Raw genomic sequence first — 25,403 nt, 5'->3', positions numbered from 1 at the left:
TCGCAACCCGGGAAGCGCACAAGGATCGGCACGACAAGAGGAGACACGCCATGGCCGACAAGCCAGCGATCGTTCTGGTGCACGGATTTTGGGGCGGCGCGGCCCACTGGGCGAAACTGATCGTCGAACTGCGCCGGCGCGGCTACGAGTCGCTGCACGCGGTGGAGAACCCGCTCACCTCGCTGGCCGACGACGCCGAGCGGACCCGGAAGATGGTGCGCCAGATCGCGGGACCGGTGCTGCTGGTGGGGCATTCCTACGGCGGCGCGGTCATCACCGAGGCCGGTGACCTGCCCAATGTCGAGGGCCTGGTCTATGTCGCGGCCTTCGCGCCCGACGCCGGGGAGAGCCTGGCCCAGCTCAGCCAGCAGGGTCCGCCGCCCGCCGCGAGCGATGCGGTGGCCCCGGATTCCGACGGCTACCTGTGGATCGACCAGGGGAAATTCCACGACAGCTTCTGCCAGGACCTCACCGAGGACGAGGGCCTGGTCATGGCGGTCACCCAGAAGGCCCCGGTCGGCTCGACCTTCGGTGACACGGTCACCGTTCCGGCGTGGCGGTCCAAGCCGTCGTGGTACCAGGTCTCCACCGAGGACCGGATGATCAATCCGGACGCCGAGCGCCGCATGGCCGAGCGGATCGCCCCGCGCCGGACCGTGGAACTGCCCGCGAGCCATGCGTCGCTGGCCTCGCAGCCCGGTGCGATCGCCGATCTGATCGATGCCGCGGTGACCGATCTGGGCTACAACTAGCGCGCTCCCGGACCCTCGGCGCATCCTGGACAGGGGTGCGCCGGGGTTCTTGACTTTCCACACCCGCCCGCGCATCGTGGAATAGTTAGCATCGCTAATTGATGGGGAGAAATCCTGTCGCCCGAACGGCTTTCGACGGTCATCGTGGCGAGGAACCAGGGAGGCTGTTGATGGTCGAGGACACCACGCGGGCAGAGCTCGAGAAGCAGATCGCGTCCGAGCTGATGCGGGAGCAGGTAGCGAAGGCGTTCGAGAAGCTCTTCGCCGACGAGCAGATACGCGCGGCGATGCCGCTGCCCGAGGTGGCCGAGGCCGCCCAGCAGTCCGGGCTGGGGCTGGCCCGGGTGGTGGCGACGCTCATGGAGGGCTATGCCGAACGCCCGGCCGTCGGGGAACGCGCCAGCGAGATCGTGGTCGACGCGGACGGTCGGCACATCCGTCGGCTGCTGCCCGCCTACCGGACCCTCAGCTACGGCGAACTGTGGTCGCGCGCCGGGGCGATCGCCGCGAGCTGGCAGCACGACGAGCGGAATCCGCTGCGCGCGGGTGACTTCCTGAGCATCCTCGGCTTCGCCAGCGGTGATTTCACCGTCCTCGAGCTCGCCGCCATCCGGCAGGGCCTGGTGACCGTCCCCTTGCAGTCGAGTGCGAGTGCGGCGCAATGGCATTCGATCATCACCGAGACCGGCTCCCGGGCGCTGGCGGTCAGCCTGGAACTGCTCGAACCCGCGGTCGAATGCGTGCTGAGCGGCACCCCCGTGACCTCCCTCGTGGTCTTCGATTTCGAACCCGCCGACGACCGGCAGGCCGAGACCTTCGCCGCCGCGCAGCGCCGCATCGCGGAATCGGGGGCGGACCTCACGCTGGAATCCCTTGCCGCCGTGGTCGATCGAGGCGCCACGCTGCCGGAGGCCCCGCTGTACGTCCCGGCCGACGAGGACGAACTCGCCGTGCTCATCTACACCTCGGGCAGCACCGGAACACCCAAGGGCGCGATGTACCCGCACCGCCTGGTGACCGGAATGTGGCTGGGCCCCACCTTCATTCCGGCCCCCGTCATGAACCTCTGCTACATGCCGCTGAGCCATGTCGCCGGTCGGATGGTCCTGACCGGCACCTTCGCGCGCGGCGGCACCGCCTACTTCGCCGCCGCCAGCGATATGTCGACCCTGTTCGACGACATCGCCCTGGCCCGCCCCACCGAGGCGTTCTTCGTGCCCCGCGTGTGCGACATGGTGTTCCAGCGCTACCAGGGCGAGCTGCAGCGCCGCGTCGCCGCCGGCGAGTCCGCCGAGGACGCCGATGTCGCGGTGAAGACCGAACTGCGGGAGGACTTCCTGGGCGGTCGGCTGGTCCGTCTGATGGTCGGCAGCGCCCCCATCTCCGCCGAGATGCGCGAGTTCATGGGCTCGGTCATGGGCCAGCCGGTCATCGACGGCTACGGCTCCACCGAGGCCGGCGGCGGCATCCTCATCGACAACGAGATCCGCCGCCCACCGGTCCTCGACTACAAGCTCGCCGATGTGCCCGAGCTGGGCTATTTCTCCACCGACAAGCCGTATCCGCGCGGTGAGCTGCTGGTGAAGTCGATGCAGCAGATCCCCGGATACTTCAAGCGGCCCGAGGTGACCGCGGAGATCTTCGACGAGGACGGCTTCTACCGCACCGGAGACGTGGTCGCCGAGGTCCGGCCCGACTACCTGGTCTACGTGGACCGGCGCAACAATGTGCTCAAGCTGTCGCAGGGCGAGTTCGTGACCGTGGCCAAACTCGAGGCCGTCTACGCCACCAGCCCGCTCATCGCGCAGATCTTCGTGTACGGGTCCAGCGAGCGCTCGCACCTGCTCGCCGTGGTCGTCCCCACCGAGGCCGCGCTCGCGCTCGAGCCCGCCGAGATGACCACGGCCATCACCGAATCCATGCAGGAGATCGCCAAGGAGGCCGAACTCGAATCCTATGAGATCCCGCGTGCCTTCCTCGTCGAACACGAGCCGTTCACGCAGGACAACGGCCTGCTGTCGGGCATCGGAAAACTGTTGCGGCCCAAGCTGAAGGAACGCTACGGCGAGCGGCTCGAGCAGCTCTACACCGAGCAGGCGCAGCAGCAGCTCGACGAGCTGGCCGCGCTGCGGCGCGAGGCCGCGGACCTGCCGGTGCTCGAGACGGTGCGCCGGGCCGCCCGCGCGGTGCTCGGCGGCGAGGAGCCCCAGCCCGATTCGCGCTTCACCGATCTGGGTGGGGATTCGCTGTCGGCGCTGTCGTTCTCGACGCTGCTCGGCGAGATCTTCGGGGTCGAGGTGCCGGTGGGCGTCATCGTCAGCCCGGCCAACGGACTGGCGGAGTTGGCCGCGCACATCGAAGCCGAACGCGCCTCGGGCGGTTCGCGGCCGACGGCGGCAACTGTCCACGGCGGCAGCGAGATTCGGGCCGCCGACCTGACCCTGGACAAGTTCATCGACGCGGCGACACTGGCAGCCGCGCCCACGCTCCCGCACGCGCCGCAGCCGCCGCGCACCGTGCTGCTGACCGGCGCCAACGGTTATCTCGGCCGCTTCCTGTGCCTGGAATGGCTGCAGCGCCTGGAGGATACGGACGGCACGCTCGTCTGCGTCATTCGCGGCCAGGACGCGGCGGCGGCCCGGCGGCGACTGGACGAGGTGTTCGACAGCGGCGATCCGGAGCTGGTGCGGCGCTACCGGGACCTGGCCGAACGCCGCCTGCGGGTGCTGCCCGGCGATATCGGTGAACCGAATTTCGGCCTGAGCCACTCGGATTGGCAGGAGCTCGCCGACACCGTCGACCTCATCGTGCACCCGGCCGCCCTGGTCAACCACGTGCTGCCCTACGGACAGCTGTTCGGCCCCAATGTCGTCGGCACGGCCGAGGTGATCCGGCTGGCGCTGACCACCACGCTCAAGCCGGTCACCTACCTGTCCACGGTCGCGGTCGCCGCGCAGATCGATCCGGCCGTCTTCACCGAGGACGGCGACATCCGCGAGATCAGCGCGGTGCGTGCCCTCGACGACGGGTACGCCAACGGCTACGGCAACAGCAAGTGGGCCGGTGAGGTCCTGCTGCGCGAGGCGCACGACCTGTGCGGGCTGCCCGTGGCGGTGTTCCGGTCGGACATGATCCTGGCGCACAGCGAATTCGCCGGTCAGCTCAACCTGCCGGACATGTTCACCCGGCTGCTGCTCAGCGTGCTCGCCACCGGTCTGGCCCCGAAGTCGTTCTACGCCTTGGACTCCCAGGGCAATCGGCAGCGCGCGCACTACGACGGCCTGCCCGCCGACTTCACCGCCGCCGCCATCACCACCCTGGGCAGCCGGGTGAGCGAGGGTTTCGAGACCTACGACGTCCTCAATCCGCACGACGACGGCATCTCCCTCGACGAATTCGTGGACTGGCTCATCGAATCCGGCCATGCCGTCGACCGCATCGACGACTACCGGGACTGGTTCGGCCGCTTCGAAACTGCCCTGCGCACCCTGCCCGAACAGCAGCGCGCGGCCTCGGTGCAGCCGCTGCTGCACGCCTACCGCCACCCGGGGATGCCCATTCCCGGCTCGGTGCTGCCCGCCAAGCGGTTCCAGACCGCGGTGCAGCAGGCCGAGATCGGCCCGAACGGCGACATCCCGCACCTGACCAAGGAACTCATCGACAAGTACGTGGCGGACCTGACGCTGCGCGGGCTGCTCTAACCCTCGCGCAGCCGGAGGTAGTGGCCGAGGCGACCGGCCGCGTCGAGCATGGCGAGGCTCTGCGCGGTCAGCCGGGCCCGCCAGTCCTCGAGGGCCCGGGCCAGGGAGTCGGTGCCGCCGGCGGCACGCACCTGCTGGATCACGGTGGCGATGTGGTCCAGCGGGTAGCCGCCGCGGCGCAGCAGGTGGGCGAGTTCGGCATCGCGGATGTCGGGTGCGCCGTAGCGGCGGTATCCGGTGGCGGATTCCCTTGCCGGGAGCAGGATTCCGGCGCGCTCCCACTTGCGCAGCGTGGCCGCGGTGACGTGCAGGCGGTGTGCCAGTTCGCCGATGGACCAGGCGCCGGTTTCCGGTGCCGGGTCCGCCTCCGTGTCGGAGGTCAGGTGGCGCACCGCTCTGCGGACGGTGTCGAGGGTGTCGCGGTCCCGCAGTGATTGCTGATGCCCGCGGTCGATGATCAGCAGCGCGGTGTCGAGGTCGTCCTCGTGGATCGCGGTCATGACGCGGCCCCCACTGGCATGACCGTAGGCCCGCGCCAGCGCGAGAAACGCCTCGAGGGCCGCCGCGTGCCGCTCGGTGTAGATCCGGTAGCCGCTCGCCGTGCGCTCGGCGGGCGGCAGGAATCCGTCCTGCTCGTAGTTCCGCACGGCCTGGGTCGACAGGCCGTGCGCACGGGCCAGGTCCGAAGGGCGCAGGGTGCTCATCGTATTGAGACTTTACCGGCAATCGATAGACCACCAGCTGGCGATATGCCATTCGAAGTATCAACCGGGGTTTCAACGATACGATTCATCTACATGACTCAGGACATTCGAGACTTCGTCCCCGCCTCATGTGAGCTGCTCGGACTGGGCGAGCCGACCCATCTGGAACCGGCCTTCGCCCGCATCCGCAACGAACTCCTCCCGCGACTGATCGAGCGCGGCTTCCGATCCATCGCACTCGAGACCGATCGCGTGGCCGCCCTCACCGTGAACGACTACGTCCAGGGCGGACCCGGAACCCTGGACGAGGTCGCACGCGCGGGCTTCTCACACGAATGGGGCGAACGACCGGTCAATCAGGAACTGGTCGCCTGGATTCGCGACCACAACCGCACCCGCCCGCCGCAGGACCGCGTGACCTTCCACGGTTTCGACGCCCCGATGGAGAACTTCAGCGCGCCCAGCCCCCGCCCCTACCTCGAATACGCCCGCGACTACCTGAAACTCGATCACGACATAGCGGCCCTCGCCGGTGACGATCACCGCTGGAGCCGCATGGAATCGGTCATGGATCCCGCCGCGTCCCCGGGCCGCACACCCGAGGCGAAACGGCTGCGCACCCTCGGCGAGGACATGCACTTCACGCTCTACTACCGCGCCCCCGACCTGATCGCCGCCACCTCCGCCGCCGAATGGTCCAGGGCCGAAACGCATCTCACCGCCGCCCTGGCCCTGCTCCGCTACCACGACCAATGCGCGGCCCCCCTCCCGCAGCACGAACGCCTCACACCGCTGGCCGCCACCCGCGACACCCTCATGGCCCGGAACCTCCTGGCCATCCGCCGCCTCGAAGCCCGCCGCGGACCCACCCTGGCCTTCGCCCACAACCTCCACCTGCAACCGGTCCTGACCACCATGCCGATGCCCGACCAGGACCACACCTGGTTCAGCGCCGCCGCGATCGTCGACTCGCTACAGGTCCTCGACTACACCTTCATCCCCGGAAGCCTCGGCCGCAACGCGTCTTTCGGCCTGGCCGCGCCTGAGCCCGACACCTACGAAGGACTGCTGGATGCCCGTATCTCCACCTGGGGCCTGACATCGACCACGGAGATAATGGCCGCCCGTCCCCGCGCGGACGCCATGCCGCACGGCCACTTCCCGCTGACCGCCGACATCCTCGACCGCGCCGATGCGGTCCTGCACATCAGCGACGGCGCGGCAATGCCCCAGCCTGCTGACTGCTGAATCCGGCGCTGTCCTTCGTCGTCGGGGGTGATATCGCATGGTCATCCCGGCATTCTCCTGGCCGGGAACCTGCGTGCCGCAGTGCATTCCGGCCGAAGCGCGGAATGACGAGGTTACGTCCGGCCCGTCTAGTCGGCCGCCGCTGGGATCTCCAGTCCGTGTTGCAGGGCGGCGACGGTGCGGTCCAGGATCTCGTAGAGGGTGCGGACCGAGGGGTCGGGCTGCGCCACCCAGTGGTCGAGGCCGACGCCGAAGGCCGAGAAGCAGGTGGTGGCGGCGAGTTTGGCGCGCAGGTCGTCCTCGGGCAGCCCGGCCCGGTGGGCGAAGCTGCGGGCCAGGGCGTCGCGGCGGCCGAAGGAGCCGGTGAAGTTCTCCTGGCGCAGTTGGGGATTGGTGATCAGGACCAGGCGGGCGCGGCGGGCGGTGTCGGCCTGGCGGCGGCGCAGGTCGAGTTGGGAGTCGTCGAGCAGGAAGTCGCGCAGGGCGGCGCGCAGGGCGACGAAGACGGCCTCGGTGGGCGGGCGCAGGTCCAGGGCGGCCAGCAGGTGGGCCATGACGTCTTCCTCGTGGCTGAAGACCACGGCCGTCTTGGAGGGGAAGTGGCGGTGGAAGGTGCGCCGCGACACGTGGGCGGCATCGGCGATCTCCTGGACCGTGGTCTGCTCGAAGCCGCGGCGTTCGAAGAGCAGCAGCGCGGCGTCGATCAATTCGCGCCGCACCCTGGCCTTTTCCCGTTCCCGCAACCCGGTCGGTGCCGTCATTCCACCCTCTCGTAGGCGTGTCCCGAGACCCTGATGTCTCAATGTGACACTTCACAGGATAGTCTGGCCGAAGTGTCTCACTGTGACACCAACGCGAGATGAGTACGAGAGGACTCTCCGATGACCCGACGCACCGTGATCTCCCTGGTCTCGGCGGCACTGCTGGCCACCGGCCCGCTGGCCGCCACCGCCCTGGCCGACCCACCCGCCACGGCCGAGGGCGCGGCCCCGGGCACCGTCGTCGGCAATGACGCCCTGGCGCAGAATCTCTGGATCGAGGGCACGGGTTCGGCGCGCAAGCTCACCTACTGGACCCGCGACTCCCTCGATCAGCCCGCACTGTCCACCGGCGTTGTCTTCACCCCGGCGGGTACCCCGCCGCCCGGCGGCTGGCCGGTGCTGTCCTGGGAACACGGCACCGTCGGCCTCGGCGACGACTGCGCGCCCTCGGTCGCGGGCCGTGCCGACCGTGACATGGGCTTCCTCGCCACCTGGATGAAGCAGGGCTACGCCATCGTCGCCACCGATTACATCGGTCTGGGCACGCCCGGCGTGCACGCCTACCTCGACGGCCGCGCCGAGGCGCACGCCGCCATCGACATGGTCCGTGCCGCCCACGCGGTGGATGATTCCCTCGCAAACAAGTGGGTGGCCATCGGCCAGTCGCAGGGCGGCGGCGCAACGGTTTTCACCGCCTCGCTCGCGACTCGCTATGCGCCCGAACTGGATTACCGCGGCGCGGTGGCAACCGGCCCGGCCTCCAATGTCGTCGACGCCGCCACCCTCATCGGCCCGGACACCCCGCCCATCGGTTCCTCGCACATCACCGCCTACGCCACCTACGTGTTCGGCGGGCTGAAGGCCGCGCGCCCGGATTTCGATCTGGACAGCTACCTCACCCCGCTCGGCAAGGATCTGGTGACCGCCGGGCAAACCCTCTGCTTCACCCCGATGGCCGAGCGCGCCACCGGCGTCTCGCTCGACCAGCTGGTGTCCCGGCCGCTGAACGAGGGTGACTTCGTGCCCGTCGCGCGCTCGGTCATGGATGTGCCGCTGACCGGCTACGACCGTCCGCTGTTCATCGGCCAGGGCACCAATGACACGGACGTCCCCGCCCCGCTGACCGCCAAGCTGGTGGCCGATATGGCCGCCGCCGGAACGCATCCCGAGGTGCACGTGTACCCGGGCAAGGATCACAGCGGCGCCATGCTGGCCTCGCTGGCCGACAGCGTGCCGTTCGTGGCCCGACTATTCGCCTGATCCGAATCGAAAGGCCGAGTGGCGCGATGCCACTCGGCCCGGGTCACGGCTGTGGTCTCAGCCGATGGTGACGGTGGTGTCGATCAGGCCGAACACCTCGCCCTGCGGTCCGGCGACGATGGCCATCCGGCCGAACGGGCTGTCGGCGGGCTCGCCGAGAATGCTCGCGCCGAGCTGCTTGGCCTTCGCCGCGGCGGCGTCGGTGCCCGCGACCTGGAACCAGGTCAGCCAGTAGTTCGCGTCCGCGCCCGGCTGACCGGTCGAGTCGCCCACGCCGCCCATGGGGCGGCCGTCGGCTCCGGCGAAGGTCGAGTACGACATCTGCTCGTTGCCGATCTCGTCGAACTTCCAGCCGAAGACCTGAGCGTAGAAGTCCTGGGACGGCACGTACGAGCCGGTGTGCAGGTCGTTCCAGCAGTACGCGCCGGGCTCGTTGAAGATCCCGGCTCCGGTGTGCGCCTTGGCTTCCCACACGCCGAAGACCGCGCCCGCGGGGTCGGCGGCGATGAACATCCGGCCGACGTCCATGACGTCGAACGGCGGCATGAACACCGTGCCGCCCGCCGCCTGCACCGAGCCCGCGACCGCGTCGGCACTGTCGGCGGCGAAGTAGGTGGTCCACACCGACGGCATGGCCACATCGCCCATCTTGGGGCCGATGCCCGCGGCCGGGCGGCCGTTCAGCATGGCCATCAGGTATCCGCCCGCTTCGGGCGGACTGTCGAGGACGTCCCAGCCCAGCAGCTGGGAGTAGAAGTCCCGCGCGGCGGCGGGATCGTCGACCGAACAGTCGACCCAGCACGGAGTTCCTTGTGGCCAAGCTTTGTCGGTGGTGGGCATGGGCTCAGCTAACCACGCTTTCCGGCAATCCGGACTCGGAATTCCGACCGGTCATGAACTGATGTGGAATATTCACCCGGCACTGTGGCGAAAGTCCGTTCGAATTCGCTGTTGATTTCCGTCGATCGATGTCCAATCGGTGCGCGAGGGAGTCGAATTGTCCACGGTGCGGCGGGCGGCATACGAGGTATTGCGGGCTTTCGGAGCGACCACCATCGTCGCGAATCCCGGATCGAACGAACTGCCGTTTCTCGACCGTATGCCCGACGACTTCCGCTTCGTCCCGGGCCGGTGTGCGTATCGATTCCGCTCGACGATTGGCGGCGCGAATCCGATTCCGACACCGGCGCTTACGCGGCCACCCGCCGGATTTCCGGCAATCCGCAAGTGCCGCAGGCCGATATCGATCGGGTCGCCCAAATATCGGAAAACGCGGCGAATCCGGTTCTGGTGCTGGGACCCGACGTCGACGAATACGGCGGCTGGGAGGCCGCCATCGCACTCGCCGAAAAGCTGCGCACGGAAGTGTATCTGGGCAGCGGCGAATACTCCCGCATGCCGTTCCCACCGATCACCGCTGTTTCCGTGGGGCGCTCGGCTCGACGGTGGCCCAGGTCCGCGAGCGACTGACGGCCTGTGACACGGTGACCCGGCCGCCGCGCTGTGGCAGCTCGCCGAGGCCGTGTCGATCTCGACCTGCCCCATGCCGCAGCCGCGCCCCACCCCGGATCCCGCACCCGCCACGTCCCACTTCACCGAGCACCAGCTCTGGGACGTCCTATCCGAAACCCGGCCCGCCGGAGCCCAACTCGTGTGGGACGCACCCTCGATGATCGGCTGGTGGAACCGCGTCCCGATCACCGAGCCTTCCTCACCCCCGGCCCCCACCTGATCGAGGTCAACGTCACCGCCCAGTCCAGCGGAATGTTCTGATCAGGCGCGGTGGGGGTAGGCGCCGCCGTCGACGACGATGCGCTGGCCGGTGAGGTAGCCGGCGGCGGGGGAGACGAGGAAGGTGACGACGTCGGCTACCTCCTCGGGGCGGCAGACGTGGCCGAAGGGGGAGGTGTCGTCGAGGTCGGTGGCCTGCCGCACGGCGCCGCCGCTGAGGGCGGCGGTGAGGCGGTCGCCCATGTCGGAGGAGACCAGGCCGGGGGCGACGATGTTGACGTGAATGCCGTTGGGGGACTCCTCTTTCGCGAGGGTGTGGGCGAGGGCTTCGAGGGCGGCCTTGGCCATGTTGTAGGGGGCGCCGTTCGCGCCCAGGGCGTGGGCGGCGACGCTGCTGATCATGATGATGTCGCCGCGCGGGCACTTGCGCATTTCCGGCAGGACGAGGCTGGTCAGGTGGTGCGGGCCGATGGCCTGAATGCGCAGCAGGCGTTCGACCTCCGCGGAATCGGTGTCGGAGACCGCGCGGCCCCGGCTGGCGATGCCGCCATTGTGGACCAGAATGCTGATCGGGCCGAGTTCGCCGGTGACCCGGTCGACCATCGCTGCCACCGCCGCCGGATCGTCGACCGACGCCTGCACCGCCAGCGCGGTCGCGCACCACGATCTGGTCCGCGTCGCGGATCGTGGACAGCCGGTGGGCGATCGTGATGGTGGTGCGGTCGGCCGACAGGGTGTCGATGGCCGCCTGCACCTCGCGTTCGGTTCTGGTGTCCAGGGCGCTGGTCGCCTCGTCGAGCACCATGATCGGTGGGTTGCGCAGGATGGCGCGCGCTACCGCCAGGCGCTGCTTCTCGCCGCCGGAGAAGCGGTAGCCGCGCTCGCCGACGAGGGTGTCGTAGCCGTCGGGCAGGCTCATGATGTGCTCGTGGATCTGCGCGGCGCGGGCGGCCGCGTGCAATTCCTCCAGGGTCGCATCGGGTTTGGCGAAGCGCAGGTTGTCTGCCACCGAGGAGTGGAACAGGTAGGTCTCCTGCGACACGACGCCCACGGCCGCGGACAGATCCGCGAAACTCAGATCCCGTACGTCGACGTCGTCGACGGTCACCCGGCCGGACGTCACGTCGTAGAGCCGCGCCACCAGATAGCCGAGTGTCGTCTTGCCCGAACCGGTTTCGCCGACGATCGCCAGGCTGGTCCCGGCGGGCACCTCGATATCGATATCGCTCAGCACTTCCCGGTCCGCGTCGTAGGCGAACCCGACCTTCTCGAAGCGAACCGCCCCGGTGACCCGCGCGGGCAGGGGAGTGGGCCGCTCGGGTTCCTCGATATCCGGTCGCAGATCCAGGTATTCGAAGATCCGCCCGAACAGGGCCAGCGAGCTCTGGATGTCCACGCCGGTGGACAGCAGCATGACGGTCGGCCGCAGCAGGCCGCTCTGCAAGGTGGTGAACGCGACCAGGGTGCCGATGGAGACCAGCGGATGCCCGTTGGCCACCGTCATGCCCGCCGCCCAGTAGATGACCGCGGGCATGGCCGCCATGACGATCGAGATGGTCGACTGCCGCCACCGCCCGGCCATGCTGGAACGGATCTCCAGATCCACCAGGCCCCGCGACTCCCGCGTGAAGTCGTCCACCAGCGCCGGTGAGCGACCCATGGTGCGCGCCAACAGGATTCCGCTCACCGACAGCGATTCCTCCACGATCGCCGACATGCCCGCCAGCTTGCGCTGCTTCTCGGCGGTGATGCGCCGGCGCTCGGAGCCGACCTTGCGGCTGATCCACACGAACAGCGGCAGCATGACCAGCGAGACCAGCGTGAGCCGCCAGTCCAGCGCGGCCATGGCGATGACCGCCGCGACCACGGAGGTGAAGTTGGAGACCAGCGAGGTGATGGTCGAGGTGACCGTGGACTGCATGCCGCCGATGTCATTGGCGATGCGCGACTGCACCTCGCCGGTGCGGGTGGTGGTGAAGAACGACAGCGGCATCGACTGCAGCCGCGCGTACACCGCCGACCGCAGATCGTGCATGACGTCCTGGCCGACCGCGGTCGAGATATAGGTCTGCAGCACGCCGAACACACTGTTCAGCGCGGCGACGGCGATCATGCCGACGGCCAGCACGGTCAGCAGCCCGGTGCGCCCGTGCGGCAACGCGTCATCGATGATCCCGCGCAGCAGGAACGGGGAGGCCAACCCGGCCAGCGAGGCGAGTCCAACAAGTGCCGCGACCAGGGCCAACCGCCCACGATAGGGATGAAAGAGCCGGACGATCCGGCGAAGTCCAGGTTGTGAAGCCATAGCGCCTCCTTTCCAACGGAGTCACGCGCTGTAACTGAGTCTGACTCATAATTGTTCCGAGGACAATGAGTTATGCTCTGAATCATGTCGACCAGCCCCGGAGCCGAGCCCGCCGCCGCGGACGACGACCTCATCGAACTCTTCTTCCGCACCACCAAGCGCCTGCGCCGCACCCAGGCCGCTCGCCTCTCGCCCCTCGGCCTCACCCCGGCCCAGTCCCGCGCCCTGCGCATCGTCGGACGCGCCGACGAACACGGCGACCAACCCCTGCGCATGTCCGTCCTGGCGGACCATCTCGGGATCGTGCCGCGATCGGCCACGACGGTGGTCGACGCCTTGGTCGCGGCGGATCTGGTTACCCGCGAACCGGATCCGGCCAACCGCCGGGCGACCCTGGTGACCCCGACCGCCGCCGGTCGCGCCGCGCTGGCCCGCATGTCCGAGGCGCGCCGCGACGCCGCGGAGGAGATCTTCGCCGCCCTCTCGCCTGCGCAGCGCCACACCCTCCGCGACCTCCTGGCGACGCTGGCAGCCGACATTCCCGCACCGGCTGACAAGCACTGACCGAGATCTGGCTCCTCCTGCGATCCGAGTCGCCTCGCCGGATGGAGAGCGCGGCCGGTCGGGCTGCGCCGGGTTCGAGGCATGGTGGCCATTCCTGGGAGCGGTGTCGCAATTCGTCGCCGCCCGCCGGATGGGCCGCCGCATGCTCGCCGCCGGTGCTCGTCGGGCGGGTTGTCGGTGTCGGCTCGCGTGGATCGGCCGGGCCTTCGAAGTGAGTCGGGGCTGGGCTGGGTGAGGGCGCACTGGCGGCGGGCCTGTCGGGGCGCGGGGCTAGCGTCGGGTGGGCCGCCGGGGCGTTCGGCGGTCGCACGGTGTCCCGACGAGGTGAGGATCTTCATGTCACGAGAGCTGGCCGACCTGCCGTTCGCACGTTTCCTGGAAGTGCGCGACTCGCTGGGGGAGGAGGGCGCCTACGACTGTGCCCACTTCGACGGTCTGTCGCTCGAGGACCCGCAGGTGCGGGGTGTGACGTTCAGCGAGTGTGCCGTCACCGCCAGCACGGTGACCGGTGGCATGTTCCGCTATTCGCGGTTCACCGATGTCTGGTTGCGGAGCACGCGGTGGATTCGCACCGATCTGTCCGAAACCAATTGGATGGATGCGGAATTCGTGCTCGCGGCGCTGTCGGGGGTGGAGGCGTTCGGGTCGACGCTGCGGCGGGTGAGCTTCCACAACTGCAAGTTCGATTCGGTGAACCTGCGCGGCGCCACGCTCATCGACGTCTCGTTCGTGGATTGCGTGCTGCGCGATGTCGACATCATGGACGCCAAGCTGACCGGCGTGACCTTCCCGGGCTCGGAGATCAGCGGGCTGAACCTGCGCAATGCCAAATTGAAGAATGTGGATCTGCGCCAGGCCCGTTCGATCGGGATCGCGGGCGGCGTCGAGTCGCTCACCGGGGCGACCATCACCAATCTGCAGCTGCTGGAACTGGCCCCCGTCTTCGCCGCCGCGTTCGGAATCGTGGTCGAAGACCTCTAGTGGGTAGCGCTAGTGAACTGACTGGGGTTACGCTCCTCACATGACGGAGTGGCAGCCCACGGCGTGCATCCTGTGTGAGTGCAATTGCGGCATCCAGGTGCTGCTCGGGCCGGACGGCCGGTCCTTCGAGAAGATCCGCGGCGACAAGCTGCACCCGGCCTCCGAGGGCTACACCTGCAACAAGGCGCTGCAGCTGGACCGGTACCAGAACGGCCGCACCGGCCGGCTGACCTCGCCGCTGCGGCGGCGCCCGGATGGCGGCTTCGAGGAAATCGATTGGGACACCGCGATTTCCGAGGTGTCGGCCCGGCTGCTGGAGGTCAAGCATCACTTCGGCGGTGAATCGATCTTCTACTACGGCGGCGGCGGGCAGGGCAATCACCTGGGTGGCGCGTACGCCCCGGCGACCATGGCCGCCTACGGCATCAAGTACCGGTCGAGCGCGCTGGCGCAGGAGAAGACCGGTGACTTCTGGGTCGGCGCGCGCATGGCGGGCCACCCCATGCGCGCCGATGTGGAGCACGCCGAGGTGGCGTTCTTCATCGGCAAGAATCCGTACCAGTCGCACGGCTTTCCGCGCGCCCGCACGGTCCTGAAGGAGATCGCCAAGGACCCGGCGCGCTCGATGATCGTGCTCGACCCGGTCCGCACCGAGACCGCCGAACTCGCCGACTTCCATCTGCAGCTGCGCCCCGGCACCGACGTGTACCTGCTGTCGGCGATGGCCGCGATCCTGGTGCGCGACAACCTGATCGACCACGAGTGGCTGGCCGAGCACACCACCGGCCTCGACGCCGTGCTTCCGGTACTGCGGTCGGTGCCGATCGAAAAGTATTGCGCCATCGCCGATGTCGACCTGGACCTGGTCACCGCCGCCACCCACCGCCTGGCCGGCGCCGAATCGGTGGCCGCGCTCGAGGACCTCGGCGTCCAGATGAACCGGTATTCGACCGTGGTCAGCTATGTCGAGAAGCTGGTCTGGATCCTCACCGGCAATGTCGGAAAGCCCGGCACCCAATACGCTTTCACCGGCCTGACCAATATCGGCCACGACCGCGGGCATCCGGCCGGGGAGGGCCCCAAGAGCCCGGTGGCGGGCGCGCAGATCGTGAGCGGCCTGGTGCCGTGCAATGTGATCAGCGAGGAAATCCTCACCGACCACCCCGACCGCTACCGGGCGATGTTCATCGAGAGCTCGAATCCCGCGCACTCCCTGGCCGATTCGGCCCGCATGCGCGAGGCTCTGGAGTCCCTGGAGTTGGTGGTCGTCATCGACGTCGCCATGACCGAGACCGCCCGCCTGGCCGATTACGTGCTGCCCGCACCCACCCAGTTCGAGAAGTACGAGGCCACATTCTTCAATTTCGACTTCCCGCGCAACATCTTCCACCTGCGCCACCCGGTGCTGCCCGCGCCGGAAGGCGTGCTGCCCGAGCCGGAGATCCACGCCCGGCTGGCGGAGGCCGCGGGCGTGGTCGGCGAGGCCGACTACGCGCCGTTGCGGGCCGCGCTCGCGCAGGGCCGCGAGGCGTTCGCCATGGCGTTCCTGGGTGTCCTCGGTGATCCGGCCCGTTCGAAGTTGGCTCCCGTCCTGCTGTACCGCACGCTGGGCGAGACCCTGCCCGAGGGTGCGGCGTCGGCGGCGCTGCTGTGGGCGGCGGCCTACAACATGGTGCGCAAGTTCCCGGCCAGCGTCGAACGCGCCGGGTACGGAACGGGTTTGGAGGCCGGTGAGCGGCTGTTCGAGGCGATACTCAACGGCAAGCACGGCGTCGTCATCTCCGAGGACGACTACGCCGAGACCTGGAACCGCGTGCGCGGCAACGTACTCCGCCTGGAGATCCCCGAGCTCCTGGACGTGGTCGCCACCCTCCCCGACGCGCCCGAGGACACCGGGGAGTTCCCGTTCATCCTGTCCGCGGGCGAACGCCGCGCTTTCACCGCCAACACCATCTTCCGGGATCCGGCGTGGCGCAAGCGCGATGCGGCGGGCACCCTGCGCATCAGTACCACCGACGCGGACCGCCTCGGCGTGACCGCGGGCGATCTGGTCCGCGTCACCACCCGACGCGGCACCGCCCAGGTCCCCGTCGAACCCACCGACCGCATGCGCCCCGGCCACCTGTCGCTCCCGAACGGCTTCGGGCTCGCCGTCGCCGACCCGGACGGCACCCCCGTCACCACCGGCACCGCCCCCAACGAACTGACCTCCTTCGACGCCCGCGACGAATGGGTCGGAACCCCCTGGCACAAGTACGTCCCCGCCCGCCTGGATACCGTGACCGCATGAAACGAACGAGTTTCGCGAACTGGCCGTGCACCGTCGCCCGCACCGTAGACCTGCTGGGCGACTGGTGGACGCCGTTGATCCTGCGCGAAGCTTTCTACGGCGCAAAGCGTTTCGACGATTTCGAATCCACCCTGGGCCTGAGCCGCAACATCCTCACCCAACGCCTCACCCGCCTGGTGGAAGCGGGCCTCCTGATCAAACACCCCTACCAGGACCGCCCGGTTCGCCACGAATACCTACTCACCGACCAGGGCCGAGACTTCTTCCCGGTCATCGCGGCCATGATGGCCTGGGGTGACCGCTACTTGGCCCCCGAATCCGGCGAGCCGATAACCCTCCACCACACCACCTGCGACCACGACACCCACGCCGAAGTCGTCTGCTCCCACTGCCGAGAACCCCTCCGCCACGAGGACATCTCGGCCCGCCTGGGCCCCGGCTTCCCGCCCCGTCTCCGCGAATCCGCCCTGGCGACAGGCCGTTTCGACGACTGAGAGCTCAACTCTGCCCGTCGAGCCGGTGCTCTTCGACGGCCACGGACAACGAGGTCCCGTTGAGATCCAGGAACAGATGCCGGTCGGTGACGGAGACCGTGAGGACATTGCGGCGGTCGAACAGACCGGCGGCGGAGTCGATGAAGGTGCGGTCGAAGGAGTAGACCGGGATGTCCTCCGCACGGTGGATGCGTTTCGCGGGGAGAGCGGCGAGGACCTTTGCGGGATCGCGGTGGGTGTAGATGGCGACGCGGTCGGCGAGTTTGCTGGCGCGGTGGATTCGGTCGGCGTCGGGGGCGCCCACATCGATCCAGGTCGTGAGTCGACCGGTGAGGTCGCGAACGAGGACCGGGGGTTCGTCGGTGGAGGAGACGCCGCCGTCGCTGAAGGTGATGCCCTCCTCGTACTCCAGGCAGTAGGCCAGCAGGCGGGTGAGCATGTATTCGGCGCTCTCGGAGGGATGGCGCGCGACCCGGAGCTCGAGTTCCTCGTAGACGCTGCGGTCCACATCCGCCAGATGGACGGTGACGGTGTGGATGGTCGAGTTCAGGGCCATAAGGACCAGAGCTTATCGGGGGAGTAGGGCACACTGGCAGGCACTATGCCCAGCATTCGCCGCGTGGTTCCCGCAGTCACGGCCGCAGTCGTTCTCGCCGCCGCGGTCGGTTGCGCGCACAGGCCCGCCGAGCCGCAGGAGCAGGAGCAGCCGGCCTATTCCGGCCCGGCCGAGCAGCTCATCACGGTGACCGCCGATTCGCCCACCGCCACGACCGCCGCCCTGACCGCGTGGGATCGCGATGGCGCGCAATGGGTTCGGCGGATCGGGCCGCTGCGGGCCGAGGTCGGAGCGCAGGGCGTCGGGCCCGCGAGTGAGACGGCCACCCGCTCCCCGGCCGGAATCTGGCCGCTCACAGAGGCATTCGGTATCGGCGAGAACAATGGCACCCGCCTGCCGTATCGCCGGGTCACCGAGTCGGATTGGTGGGTGTCGGATGTGAAGTCGCGGTATTACAACACCCACTTCCGCTGTGCGCCCGGCACTTGCCCGTTCGACGAATCCGCCGGTGAGGATCTCGGGGCGGCCGGTCCCGCCTACGATCACGCCGTGGTCATCGACTACAACCGCAGTCCCGTGGTCTCCGGAGCGGGTTCGGCGTACTTCCTGCACGTCGGCGACGGCAATCCGACGGCCGGTTGCGTCACACTTCCGGCCGGGCAACTCGATGCGGTGATGCGCTGGCTGGATCCGGCTCGCGGCCCGGTCATCGATATCGCCGTAAAGAACCGAATGCCCTGATCAGCGGCTCGAGGGCCTGTGCCTGTTCTCACACTGTCGCAAATGCGACCGCACTCCTGAGAATTGCCGATGTTTCGCTGAACTAAGGTTCGGGTATTCGACCTTGTCGAACACGATCACCGGTTCGCCGGTGATTGTCCGCTGGACGCGTCGGGGTGTCCTCCGGACGAAAGGATTAGGGATATGGGTGCGAGCCTGATGATCGTCGGGGACGACTTCCGGGTCCGTGACACCCTGCGGCTGGCGATGGAGCAGGAAGGCTACGAGGTCGCCGAAGCGGGTGCCGCCGAAGTGGCGCTGGAACGGTTGCGCAGCAATGGCGCGCCGGACGTCATGATCGTGGACATGCTGGTCGGCGAAATGGACGCCTTCACCTGTATTCGTGAGGTGCGGCGCGCCCACGAGGTACCGATCATGGTGGTCAGCGCCAGCGAGGACACCCACGACGTGGTGGCCGCGCTGGAGGCCGGGGCCGATGATTTCGTGACGAAGCCGTTCGAGATCAAGGAGATCAGCGCGCGCATGCGCGCGCTGCGCCGGCGGCCGCGCCTGGGCGCGCTGCCCGACGATCCGATGTCCGATCCGCCCGCCGAGATCGTGCTCGACGCCGATGATGATGCGCCGCTGGTGCTTTCGCCGGACGGCGGCGTCGTACGCCGCGGCGACGAGCAGATTCCCTTGACCATCACCGAGTTTCGGCTGCTGTGCGAACTGGCGGCCAACCCCGGCCGTGTGCTCAGTCGCACACTGTTGCTCGAACGCGCCTGGGACGAAGGCTTCTTCGGTGACGAACGCCTGGTCGACGTCCATATCCGCCGCCTGCGCACGAAGATCGAGTCCGACTCGTCGGATCCACGCATCGTGGTCACGGTCCGCGGCCTCGGATACCGCCTCGACATGCCGAAATAGCGGGTCTTTACGGTTTTCCCCGCCTGCGGAGTCATCGGATCGTCATGAGATCGCAATGAGTTCGCACGGTAGACCTCAACGTTCGATCGTCAGGCTGAGGCGGTCATGCAGATCCCAATCAGCAAATTTGACGCGATATCCCAGCAAACAATCGAGATCCGGGAACCGGTGCTCGCCGACGGCGCGCAGATGTGGCGCATTGCCCAGGATTCCCGAGTGCTCGACACCAACTCCAGCTACGCCTACCTGCTGTGGTGCCGGGACTTCCCGAACACCTCGATGGTCGCCGAAATCGACGGCGAGGTAGCCGGTTTCGTCATCGGCTACACCCGTCCCGCGCGGCCGCAGACCCTGTTCGTCTGGCAGGTGGCGGTCGATCACCCGCATCGCGGGCACGGCCTGGGCGTCGACATGCTCGACGCGCTGCTGGAAAGTTGTGCGGCCCAGGGCGTCACGCAGCTCGAGACCACGATTTCCCCCGACAATCCGGCCTCGGTAGCCATGTTCGCCTCGCTGTCGCGTCGGCGGGGCGCGGCCCTGACCCGCACCCCGCTGTTCACGGCGGATCAGTTCCCCGGCGGGCATCAGCCCGAGGATCTCTATCGCATCGCACCGCTCACCCCTCAGGAGGAATGGCGATGACACTGCCCGACATGACGGTTTTCGCGGACCTGGAATCGAATGTCCGCGGCTACTGCCGCTCTTGGCCGACGGTCTTCGACACCGCCTCCGGCGCCTGGTTGCGCGACGAGACCGGCCGGGAATACCTGGACTTCTTCGCCGGGGCGGGAGCGCTCAACTACGGGCACAACAATCCCGTCCTCAAGCAGTCGCTGCTCGACTACATCGCCGGTGACGGAATCACCCACGGCCTGGACATGTCCACAGTCGCCAAGCGTGAGCTGCTGGAAACCCTGCGCGACCGCATCCTGCGGCCCCGCGGCCTCGACTACAAGGTGCAGTTCCCCGGCCCCACCGGCGCGAACGCGGTGGAGGCGGCGCTCAAGCTGGCTCGCAAGGTGACCGGCCGCACCGAAATCCTCAACTTCACCAACGCTTTCCACGGCATGACGCTGGGCGCGCTGTCGGTCACCGGCAACGCCGCCAAGCGCGCGGGCGCGGGTGTCCCGCTGCAGCACGCCACTTCGATGCCCTTCGACGGCTATCTGTCCGGCCCCGACGATGATTCGTTCGAATGGATGGAACGCGTCCTCGACGACGCCTCCTCCGGCCTGGACAGCCCCGCCGCGGTGATCGTGGAAACCGTGCAGGGCGAGGGCGGTGTCAACATCGCGGGCGTGCAGTGGCTGCGCAAGCTGGCCGGATTGTGCGCCGCCCGTGAGATTCTGCTGATCGTCGACGACGTGCAGATGGGCTGCGGCCGCACCGGACCGTTCTTCTCCTTCGAAATGGCCGGTATCACACCGGATATCGTCACCCTGTCCAAGTCCATCGGCGGCTACGGCCTGCCCATGGCGCTGGTGCTGTTCAAGCCGGAACTGGATGTGTGGAAGCCGGGCGAGCACAACGGCACCTTCCGCGGCAACAACCCGGCCTTCGTGACCGCCCGTGCGGCGCTGGAACATTACTGGGCCGACGACGCCCTGGAGATCGCCACCCGGGCCAAGGCCGAGCGCATCGACCGCGCCCTGGCCGGCATGGTCGCGGCGTTCGACGGCATCACCACCCGCGGTCGCGGCCTCGTGCACGGCGTGGTGTTCGACGACGCCTCGGCCGCGGAGAAGGTGTGCGCCAGCGCATTCCAGCGCGGACTGCTGGTCGAGACCTCCGGGCCCGAGGACGAGGTGGTGAAACTGCTTCCGCCGCTGACCATCAGCGACAGCGAGCTGGATCACGGCCTGGAGCTGCTGGCCGAGTCGGTGGACGCGGTCTGCGGCGGGCGGGGGCGCTGACATGATCGTGCGCACCACCGCCGAGATCACCGGCACCGACCGCGATATCGCGGGCCCGGGCTGGCGCAGCAAGCGCATCGTACTGGGCGGCGACGGCGTCGGATTCTCCTTCCACGAGACCACGATCGACGCCGAGACCGTCCACGAATTCCACTACCAGAACCACATCGAGGCCGTCTGGCTCGTCGAGGGCGAGGGCACGCTGGTCGATCTCGACCACGGCACCACCTACGAGCTGGGCCCCGGCTCGATGTATCTGCTCAACGGCCACGAACGGCACCGCCTGTTCGCCCGCACCGGGATGCGCATGCTGTGCGTGTTCAATCCGCCGGTGACCGGGCGCGAGGTGCACGACGAGCACGGTGTCTATCCGCTCGTCGCCGTCGACTAGGAGGTTTCGCATGACGGAGGTTTCCGAATGACCCTGTCCAGTCCGGAGCGAATCGACCGCTACCGCACCCGCACCGTGGTCGGGACGCCGCCGATCGAACGCGACGACCCGACCGTGTGGGGCGAGATCGGCACTCCCGCGCTGGCCGACTTCGACGACAACGGCTACGCCATCGTCGAGAGCCTGCTCGACCCCTACGAGGTCGGCGATGTCGCCGGCGAGATCCAGCGTCTGACAAGCGATCCCGACCTGGTGCTCGACGACCGCGTGATCATCGAGCGCGCCTCGCACCGGGTGCGGTCGGTGTTCGACGTGCACCGGCTCAGCCCCGTCATCGCGGAGCTGGTGTGCGAGAGCCGGATCGCGGGGCTGGCGCGCCAGATCCTCGGCTCCGAGGTGTATCTGCATCAGACCCGCGTCAACTACATGCCCGGATTCACCGGGACCGGTTTCTACTGGCACTCCGATTTCGAGACCTGGCACGCGGAGGACGGCATGCCCGCCCCGCGCGCGGTCAGCCTGTCCATCGCGTTGACCGACAACTACCCGTTCAACGGCAGCCTCATGGTGATGCCGGGCTCGCACCGCACGTTCGTGCCCTGTCAGGGTGAAACCCCGGCCGATCACTACCGGGTGTCGCTGACCGAGCAGGAGATCGGCGTCCCGTCCCAGCAGGCCATCACCGACCTGGCGGGCAAGCACGGCATCGCCCAGTTCACCGGCCGGGCCGGATCGGCGCTGCTGTTCGACTCCAACCTGATGCACGGCTCGGCCGGCAACATCACCCCGTTCCCGCGCTCGAACCTGTTCCTGGTGTTCAACAGCGTCGAGAACACCCTGCTGGACCCGTATGCCGCGCCTCATCCGCGGCCGGAGTACCTCGCGAGCCGGGACTTCACGCCGCTGGTGTGAGCGCCCGTTTCGCCTCGCCGATGCCGTTCCATGTGGTCGCGATCACACAACTTGTCGAATCCATGCCCCGACCTGGCAATGGTCGATCGATGAGGGGCCGCGTGGAACGCCTCGGGCGAGAAAATTTGGCGAAACCTTACCTTTCTCGCTCTACGTTCGAAGGCGGGAAACACGAGGAGGCTTTCATGGATTGGGTCGTCGAACCCGACGAGCTCGCCTTCCGCTGGGAGGCGGCCGCCGCGGACGCCGATCTGCACCCGTTGCGGCTCGGCACGACCGTACCGGTCGGGGGTCATCACCGAATCTGGCCGGAGACGGCCGATTTCGAGGCCGCGCTGCGCGTGTTGCTGGAACCGGAGTTGCGCGTCACCGCGGAGGGCGATCACCCCGACGCGCTGCACACCATCCGGCTGCTGGGCTGCGCCGCGGGTGACGAGGCCGCATTGGCGATCCAGAACTCCAGCCTCATGCCCAATCATGTTGGCCCCGTCCGCATCTGGTTCGGCGCACGGGCCCGTCTGGACGGCCGCATCGCCGACGCGCTGCCCGCCGGACATCGCTGGCGCAGCGACACGCTGGTCCACGACCTCGCGAGCTAGTCCCGCAGGGGGAGTGGTGGACAGCACCGTGGGGTGACGCCCACGGGCATGCGCCGTTCGTAGCGTCGGCGTCATGAGAAGAACTGTTCGCCTCGCAGCGGTGCTGGGGCTGGCCGGGATGGCGGTGTCCGGGGTGACGGCGTGCCAGTTGGCGTCGAGTGCTGCGCCGACTTGGTACCCCTGCCAGGGAAATGGTCTGGATCCCCGGCAAGAATGCGCGACCCTCTCGGTGCCGCTGGACTACGACAAGCCCGACGGCGAACGGATTTCCATCGCGGTCTCGCGGATTCGCAGCGCGCATCCCGAGCATCGGCGCGGGGTGCTGTTCCTGGTTCCGGGTGGCCCGGGTTCGGGCGGGCTCGGACTGCCGTCGACATGGGGCGCCCGGCTGCCCGAATCGGTGCGTGACGAGTACGACCTGATCGGCTTCGACCCGCGCGGTCTCGGGGCGAGCGTCGAAGCGAATTGCCATGTGCCGAAGGAGGATCTGGTCCTGGAGCGGTTGCGCCCGTGGCCCGATGCCGACGGGGGGATCGCGGGCAATGTCGAGGTGGAGAACCGGGTCGCCGCGGCATGTATCCGAAACGGGGGAGCCCTGGTGCGGTCCATCGGCACCCGGACCGAGGCGCGGGACATCGATCGGATTCGAGAGTCGCTGGGGGAGAACAAGATAGCGGCTTGGGGGCAGTCCTACGGCACCTACGTGGTCTCGGTGTACGCCACGATGTTCGCCGATCGCACGGACCGGGTGCTGCTGGACAGCAATGACGATCCCGACCCCGACCTGATCGAGCGCGGTTGGGCCGCGAATTACGCTGTCGCCATGGAAGACCGGTTCCCGGACTTCGCGCGTTGGGCCTCCTCGGACGGCAACCCGGATCGAGTGGCGGAGACGCCGGACGCGGTGCGCGAGGAGTTCCTGACGGTGGCCGCACGCCTGGATCGGGCTCCGCTGCCGTGGCCCGGTGCCGAGTTGTCTGCGTTGAGCGGCAACGGATTACGGCAAACCATGCTGGATGGTCTGCACAGTGACAAGCAATTCCCCTTCCTGGCCCAATTGCTCAACGCCGCCGCGGGGTCCGGGACGCTCCCCGCCGCTCCGCCCGCTGCGCCCGAGCAGACCGTCCAGCGGTCGACGGCCGTCCTGATCGCCACCTTGTGCAATGACGTCGCCTGGCCGACCTCCGTGGGGGACTACACGGCCGCCGTCGCTGCGGATCGTGCCCGATTTCCCCTCACCGCGGGCATGCCGCGCGGCTACTCGCCGTGCGCGACCTGGCCCTACCCGGTCGCACCGCGCACGCTGGTGAATTCCTCCGGGCCCTCGAATGTGCTGCTGGTGCAGAATCTCCGGGATCCGGCCTCGCCCTACAGCGGTGCGCTGAACCTACGCCGGGCCTTCGGCGATCGCGCCCGCATGGTGGCCGTCGACGCCGGTGGGCACGGCGCGTACCCGTCCCCGGTCGCCTGCGCGAACGAGGCCGTCGAGCGGTTCCTGCGCGACGGCACCCGTCCGGAGACGGACCTCACCTGCCGGTGAGACCCACGCGAATCAGCCTGCGGCGGCGACGCTGCGGTGCCCCTGGCTGCCGTACAGTTCCCGTGCGGCGGCCGGTGTCACCGTCTCCTGCCGGGTCGGCGTCTCGAACTTCAGATGCTGTTCCAGGATCTGCCCGGCCATCGGCGCGATGATCGGGGCGGCCATGATCAGCCCCTTCTTGTTGAACAGGGTGAACAGCCAAACGAGAATGCGGCCAACGGGTTTCACCAGCAGATCCACGATGCCGGGCCGATCGAACTGGCCCAGCTTGCGCTGCCACTTGGGCAGGGTCGCGATGGAGGCGAAGGACAGCAGCCGCGCCCCGATCGCATAGGTCCAGCCCGCGCCGTTCTTGGGCGAGGTGAACAGCATCTGATGCATGCCCTCCTGGGCGCGCTCCGAAGTGCACAGGCGTGATCGGACATTCGCGTAGTACTCGCGGATGCCTTCGCGGGTCAGCGGCACGTCCTCGGGCTTGCAGGTCTGCAGTTCCGCGGCGATCCGGCACTCCTGCCAGTACCGGGCCTCCTCCTCGGGAGTCAGTCCGGGACCGAACATCTCGTAGGCCTTGAGCACCGACTGCCATCCGGTGATATGGATCCACAGCTGGGTCTCGGGCGAGTTGGGGCTGTAGCGCCGCCCGGTGATCGGCTCGATGCCGGTGCTCTTGGCGTGCACGCTCATCAGGTGCTCGGAGGCCTGGATGGCCGTGCGGGAGTCGCCGATGGCCACGATCAGGAAGTAGGCGAAGGTGGCGTCGAGGCGGCCGCGGGCGTCGGCGTAGATCTTGCCGGTGTCGGCGACGGACGCGGTGAGGAACGGGTCGAAGAACTCGAGGGTGACCGCGCGCTGGAAGCCGATCACCGCGGTGGGCGAGGTCCAGACCTTCCAGCTCGGGGAATCCGGGCCGAAGAAGCCGTAGTCGTCGCGGCGGAGAGTGGTCGGATCGAAGGTCACGTGGGCTCCTCTGAAGGCTCGATCCCATGGAATACAACGCCACCGTAGCAATTGGCGGCGGTGAATACAACGGGTGCGTAGCTTTGTGACAGAA

At 68.4% G+C, this 25,403-nt stretch carries 24 protein-coding genes and 1 pseudogene; 18 read left to right on the top strand and 7 right to left on the bottom strand.

Annotated features, from left to right (window positions below; genetic code table 11):
- The first annotated feature begins 50 nt into the window (after positions 1–50).
- Together GPX89_RS42655 and car are read left to right on the top strand one after the other, a co-directional pair.
- Positions 51–752 carry an alpha/beta hydrolase gene (locus tag GPX89_RS42655; protein ID WP_157393490.1) on the top strand — a complete coding sequence of 234 codons (702 nt, stop codon included), beginning with the start codon at positions 51–53 and terminating at the stop codon, positions 750–752.
- Between the two features lie 224 nt (positions 753–976).
- Positions 977–4,453, top strand: coding sequence for a carboxylic acid reductase (car, locus tag GPX89_RS42650; RefSeq protein ID WP_157393543.1), 3,477 nt, complete (start codon positions 977–979; stop codon positions 4,451–4,453).
- On the opposite strand, the gene GPX89_RS42645 is transcribed toward car, so the two are convergent.
- Complete coding sequence (locus GPX89_RS42645; protein ID WP_157393489.1) at positions 4,450–5,157, bottom strand: TioE family transcriptional regulator; 708 nt, start codon at positions 5,155–5,157, stop codon at positions 4,450–4,452. The two genes, car and GPX89_RS42645, sit on opposite strands and share 4 nt — an antisense overlap.
- 93 nt (positions 5,158–5,250) lie before the next feature.
- Between GPX89_RS42645 and GPX89_RS42640 the strand changes: the two genes are divergently transcribed.
- Positions 5,251–6,405 carry an erythromycin esterase family protein gene (locus GPX89_RS42640; protein ID WP_157393488.1) on the top strand — a complete coding sequence of 385 codons (1,155 nt, stop codon included), beginning with the start codon at positions 5,251–5,253 and terminating at the stop codon, positions 6,403–6,405.
- Between the two features lie 128 nt (positions 6,406–6,533).
- Here GPX89_RS42640 and GPX89_RS42635 read toward each other — a convergent pair whose 3' ends face one another.
- Positions 6,534–7,166, bottom strand: a complete 633-nt coding sequence (locus GPX89_RS42635; protein ID WP_157393487.1) for a TetR family transcriptional regulator — start codon at positions 7,164–7,166, stop codon at positions 6,534–6,536.
- 120 nt (positions 7,167–7,286) lie between these two features.
- On the opposite strand from GPX89_RS42635, the gene GPX89_RS42630 reads away from it, so the two are divergent.
- Positions 7,287–8,426 (top strand): lipase family protein, encoded by a 1,140-nt coding sequence (locus GPX89_RS42630; protein WP_157393486.1) that lies wholly within the window; start codon positions 7,287–7,289, stop codon positions 8,424–8,426.
- Between the two features lie 57 nt (positions 8,427–8,483).
- Here the strand turns inward: GPX89_RS42630 and GPX89_RS42625 are convergent, their stop codons facing one another.
- The gene (locus tag GPX89_RS42625) at positions 8,484–9,266 is read right to left on the bottom strand and encodes a VOC family protein (protein ID WP_157393485.1); all 783 of its coding nucleotides are present in this window, start codon (positions 9,264–9,266) and stop codon (positions 8,484–8,486) included.
- Between the two features lie 291 nt (positions 9,267–9,557).
- On the opposite strand from GPX89_RS42625, the gene GPX89_RS42620 reads away from it, so the two are divergent.
- Together GPX89_RS42620 and GPX89_RS42615 are read left to right on the top strand one after the other, a co-directional pair.
- The gene (locus tag GPX89_RS42620; protein ID WP_157393484.1) at positions 9,558–9,896 is read left to right on the top strand and encodes a hypothetical protein; all 339 of its coding nucleotides are present in this window, start codon (positions 9,558–9,560) and stop codon (positions 9,894–9,896) included.
- A gap of 73 nt (positions 9,897–9,969) precedes the next feature.
- Positions 9,970–10,158 carry a hypothetical protein gene (locus GPX89_RS42615; RefSeq protein ID WP_157393483.1) on the top strand — a complete coding sequence of 63 codons (189 nt, stop codon included), beginning with the start codon at positions 9,970–9,972 and terminating at the stop codon, positions 10,156–10,158.
- 41 nt (positions 10,159–10,199) lie between these two features.
- Here GPX89_RS42615 and GPX89_RS42610 read toward each other — a convergent pair whose 3' ends face one another.
- Both GPX89_RS42610 and GPX89_RS42605 read right to left on the bottom strand, forming a co-directional pair.
- The gene (locus GPX89_RS42610) at positions 10,200–10,760 is read right to left on the bottom strand and encodes an SDR family NAD(P)-dependent oxidoreductase (RefSeq protein ID WP_235949379.1); all 561 of its coding nucleotides are present in this window, start codon (positions 10,758–10,760) and stop codon (positions 10,200–10,202) included.
- 49 nt (positions 10,761–10,809) lie between these two features.
- Positions 10,810–12,462 (bottom strand): annotated as a pseudogene (locus tag GPX89_RS42605) (ABC transporter ATP-binding protein); the annotation flags it as partial.
- 84 nt (positions 12,463–12,546) lie between these two features.
- Here GPX89_RS42605 and GPX89_RS42600 point away from each other — a divergent pair.
- The 4 genes from GPX89_RS42600 to GPX89_RS42585 all read left to right on the top strand — a co-directional run bounded on the left by GPX89_RS42600 (position 12,547) and on the right by GPX89_RS42585 (position 16,791).
- Positions 12,547–13,026, top strand: a complete 480-nt coding sequence (locus tag GPX89_RS42600) for a MarR family winged helix-turn-helix transcriptional regulator (RefSeq protein ID WP_157393482.1) — start codon at positions 12,547–12,549, stop codon at positions 13,024–13,026.
- A 336-nt stretch (positions 13,027–13,362) separates the two neighbouring features.
- Positions 13,363–14,007, top strand: coding sequence for a pentapeptide repeat-containing protein (locus GPX89_RS42595; protein ID WP_157393481.1), 645 nt, complete (start codon positions 13,363–13,365; stop codon positions 14,005–14,007).
- A 40-nt stretch (positions 14,008–14,047) separates the two neighbouring features.
- Positions 14,048–16,297 (top strand): molybdopterin-dependent oxidoreductase, encoded by a 2,250-nt coding sequence (locus GPX89_RS42590; RefSeq protein ID WP_157393480.1) that lies wholly within the window; start codon positions 14,048–14,050, stop codon positions 16,295–16,297.
- Positions 16,294–16,791 carry a winged helix-turn-helix transcriptional regulator gene (locus GPX89_RS42585; protein ID WP_157393479.1) on the top strand — a complete coding sequence of 166 codons (498 nt, stop codon included), beginning with the start codon at positions 16,294–16,296 and terminating at the stop codon, positions 16,789–16,791. The genes GPX89_RS42590 and GPX89_RS42585 overlap by 4 nt, the downstream gene beginning before the upstream one ends.
- 4 nt (positions 16,792–16,795) lie before the next feature.
- On the opposite strand, the gene GPX89_RS42580 is transcribed toward GPX89_RS42585, so the two are convergent.
- Positions 16,796–17,347: a YaeQ family protein gene (locus tag GPX89_RS42580; protein WP_157393478.1), complete on the bottom strand. Its 552-nt coding sequence runs from the start codon at positions 17,345–17,347 to the stop codon at positions 16,796–16,798.
- Between the two features lie 63 nt (positions 17,348–17,410).
- On the opposite strand from GPX89_RS42580, the gene GPX89_RS42575 reads away from it, so the two are divergent.
- The 8 genes from GPX89_RS42575 (at position 17,411) to GPX89_RS42540 (ending at position 24,352) form a co-directional block, all read left to right on the top strand.
- Entirely contained in the window at positions 17,411–18,088 is a 678-nt protein-coding gene (locus GPX89_RS42575; RefSeq protein WP_198347853.1) for a L,D-transpeptidase family protein, read from the top strand.
- A 183-nt stretch (positions 18,089–18,271) separates the two neighbouring features.
- Complete coding sequence (locus GPX89_RS42570) at positions 18,272–18,997, top strand: response regulator transcription factor (RefSeq protein ID WP_157393476.1); 726 nt, start codon at positions 18,272–18,274, stop codon at positions 18,995–18,997.
- Between the two features lie 105 nt (positions 18,998–19,102).
- Complete coding sequence (ectA, locus tag GPX89_RS42565; protein WP_157393475.1) at positions 19,103–19,639, top strand: diaminobutyrate acetyltransferase; 537 nt, start codon at positions 19,103–19,105, stop codon at positions 19,637–19,639.
- Positions 19,636–20,910, top strand: coding sequence for a diaminobutyrate--2-oxoglutarate transaminase (gene ectB, locus GPX89_RS42560; protein ID WP_157393474.1), 1,275 nt, complete (start codon positions 19,636–19,638; stop codon positions 20,908–20,910). The genes ectA and ectB overlap by 4 nt, the downstream gene beginning before the upstream one ends.
- Position 20,911: 1 nt before the next feature.
- Complete coding sequence (locus tag GPX89_RS42555) at positions 20,912–21,301, top strand: ectoine synthase (protein ID WP_157393473.1); 390 nt, start codon at positions 20,912–20,914, stop codon at positions 21,299–21,301.
- A 27-nt stretch (positions 21,302–21,328) separates the two neighbouring features.
- Positions 21,329–22,213: an ectoine hydroxylase gene (thpD, locus tag GPX89_RS42550; protein WP_157393472.1), complete on the top strand. Its 885-nt coding sequence runs from the start codon at positions 21,329–21,331 to the stop codon at positions 22,211–22,213.
- Between the two features lie 185 nt (positions 22,214–22,398).
- A complete protein-coding gene (locus GPX89_RS42545) occupies positions 22,399–22,812 on the top strand; it encodes a hypothetical protein (protein ID WP_157393471.1) in 414 nt (137 codons plus the stop codon).
- A gap of 73 nt (positions 22,813–22,885) precedes the next feature.
- Positions 22,886–24,352 carry an alpha/beta hydrolase gene (locus GPX89_RS42540; RefSeq protein WP_157393470.1) on the top strand — a complete coding sequence of 489 codons (1,467 nt, stop codon included), beginning with the start codon at positions 22,886–22,888 and terminating at the stop codon, positions 24,350–24,352.
- A 12-nt stretch (positions 24,353–24,364) separates the two neighbouring features.
- On the opposite strand, the gene GPX89_RS42535 is transcribed toward GPX89_RS42540, so the two are convergent.
- The gene (locus tag GPX89_RS42535; protein ID WP_328602969.1) at positions 24,365–25,309 is read right to left on the bottom strand and encodes an oxygenase MpaB family protein; all 945 of its coding nucleotides are present in this window, start codon (positions 25,307–25,309) and stop codon (positions 24,365–24,367) included.
- Positions 25,310–25,403 lie beyond the last annotated feature (94 nt).

The organism is Nocardia terrae, assembly GCF_009760405.1.
Taxonomy (GTDB): domain Bacteria; phylum Actinomycetota; class Actinomycetes; order Mycobacteriales; family Mycobacteriaceae; genus Nocardia; species Nocardia terrae.
Note: the sequence above shows the minus strand (reverse complement) of the source record. Positions and strands in the feature narration are given on the sequence as shown.

Excerpts from the sequence above, each read along its gene's own strand:
- thpD (WP_157393472.1), top strand. The coding sequence starts at position 21,329 with ATGACCCTGTCCAGTCCGGAGCGAATCGACCGCTACCGCACCCGCACC.
- GPX89_RS42595 (WP_157393481.1), top strand. The coding sequence starts at position 13,363 with ATGTCACGAGAGCTGGCCGACCTGCCGTTCGCACGTTTCCTGGAAGTG.
- ectB (WP_157393474.1), top strand. The coding sequence starts at position 19,636 with ATGACACTGCCCGACATGACGGTTTTCGCGGACCTGGAATCGAATGTC.
- GPX89_RS42655 (WP_157393490.1), top strand. The coding sequence starts at position 51 with ATGGCCGACAAGCCAGCGATCGTTCTGGTGCACGGATTTTGGGGCGGC.
- ectA (WP_157393475.1), top strand. The coding sequence starts at position 19,103 with ATGCAGATCCCAATCAGCAAATTTGACGCGATATCCCAGCAAACAATC.
- GPX89_RS42645 (WP_157393489.1), bottom strand. The coding sequence starts at position 5,157 with ATGAGCACCCTGCGCCCTTCGGACCTGGCCCGTGCGCACGGCCTGTCG.
- GPX89_RS42600 (WP_157393482.1), top strand. The coding sequence starts at position 12,547 with ATGTCGACCAGCCCCGGAGCCGAGCCCGCCGCCGCGGACGACGACCTC.
- GPX89_RS42610 (WP_235949379.1), bottom strand. The coding sequence starts at position 10,760 with ATGGTCGACCGGGTCACCGGCGAACTCGGCCCGATCAGCATTCTGGTC.
- GPX89_RS42590 (WP_157393480.1), top strand. The coding sequence starts at position 14,048 with ATGACGGAGTGGCAGCCCACGGCGTGCATCCTGTGTGAGTGCAATTGC.
- GPX89_RS42580 (WP_157393478.1), bottom strand. The coding sequence starts at position 17,347 with ATGGCCCTGAACTCGACCATCCACACCGTCACCGTCCATCTGGCGGAT.
- car (WP_157393543.1), top strand. The coding sequence starts at position 977 with ATGCGGGAGCAGGTAGCGAAGGCGTTCGAGAAGCTCTTCGCCGACGAG.
- GPX89_RS42545 (WP_157393471.1), top strand. The coding sequence starts at position 22,399 with ATGGATTGGGTCGTCGAACCCGACGAGCTCGCCTTCCGCTGGGAGGCG.
- GPX89_RS42625 (WP_157393485.1), bottom strand. The coding sequence starts at position 9,266 with ATGCCCACCACCGACAAAGCTTGGCCACAAGGAACTCCGTGCTGGGTC.
- GPX89_RS42555 (WP_157393473.1), top strand. The coding sequence starts at position 20,912 with ATGATCGTGCGCACCACCGCCGAGATCACCGGCACCGACCGCGATATC.
- GPX89_RS42585 (WP_157393479.1), top strand. The coding sequence starts at position 16,294 with ATGAAACGAACGAGTTTCGCGAACTGGCCGTGCACCGTCGCCCGCACC.
- GPX89_RS42630 (WP_157393486.1), top strand. The coding sequence starts at position 7,287 with ATGACCCGACGCACCGTGATCTCCCTGGTCTCGGCGGCACTGCTGGCC.
- GPX89_RS42570 (WP_157393476.1), top strand. The coding sequence starts at position 18,272 with ATGGGTGCGAGCCTGATGATCGTCGGGGACGACTTCCGGGTCCGTGAC.
- GPX89_RS42540 (WP_157393470.1), top strand. The coding sequence starts at position 22,886 with ATGAGAAGAACTGTTCGCCTCGCAGCGGTGCTGGGGCTGGCCGGGATG.
- GPX89_RS42615 (WP_157393483.1), top strand. The coding sequence starts at position 9,970 with ATGCCGCAGCCGCGCCCCACCCCGGATCCCGCACCCGCCACGTCCCAC.
- GPX89_RS42635 (WP_157393487.1), bottom strand. The coding sequence starts at position 7,166 with ATGACGGCACCGACCGGGTTGCGGGAACGGGAAAAGGCCAGGGTGCGG.
- GPX89_RS42640 (WP_157393488.1), top strand. The coding sequence starts at position 5,251 with ATGACTCAGGACATTCGAGACTTCGTCCCCGCCTCATGTGAGCTGCTC.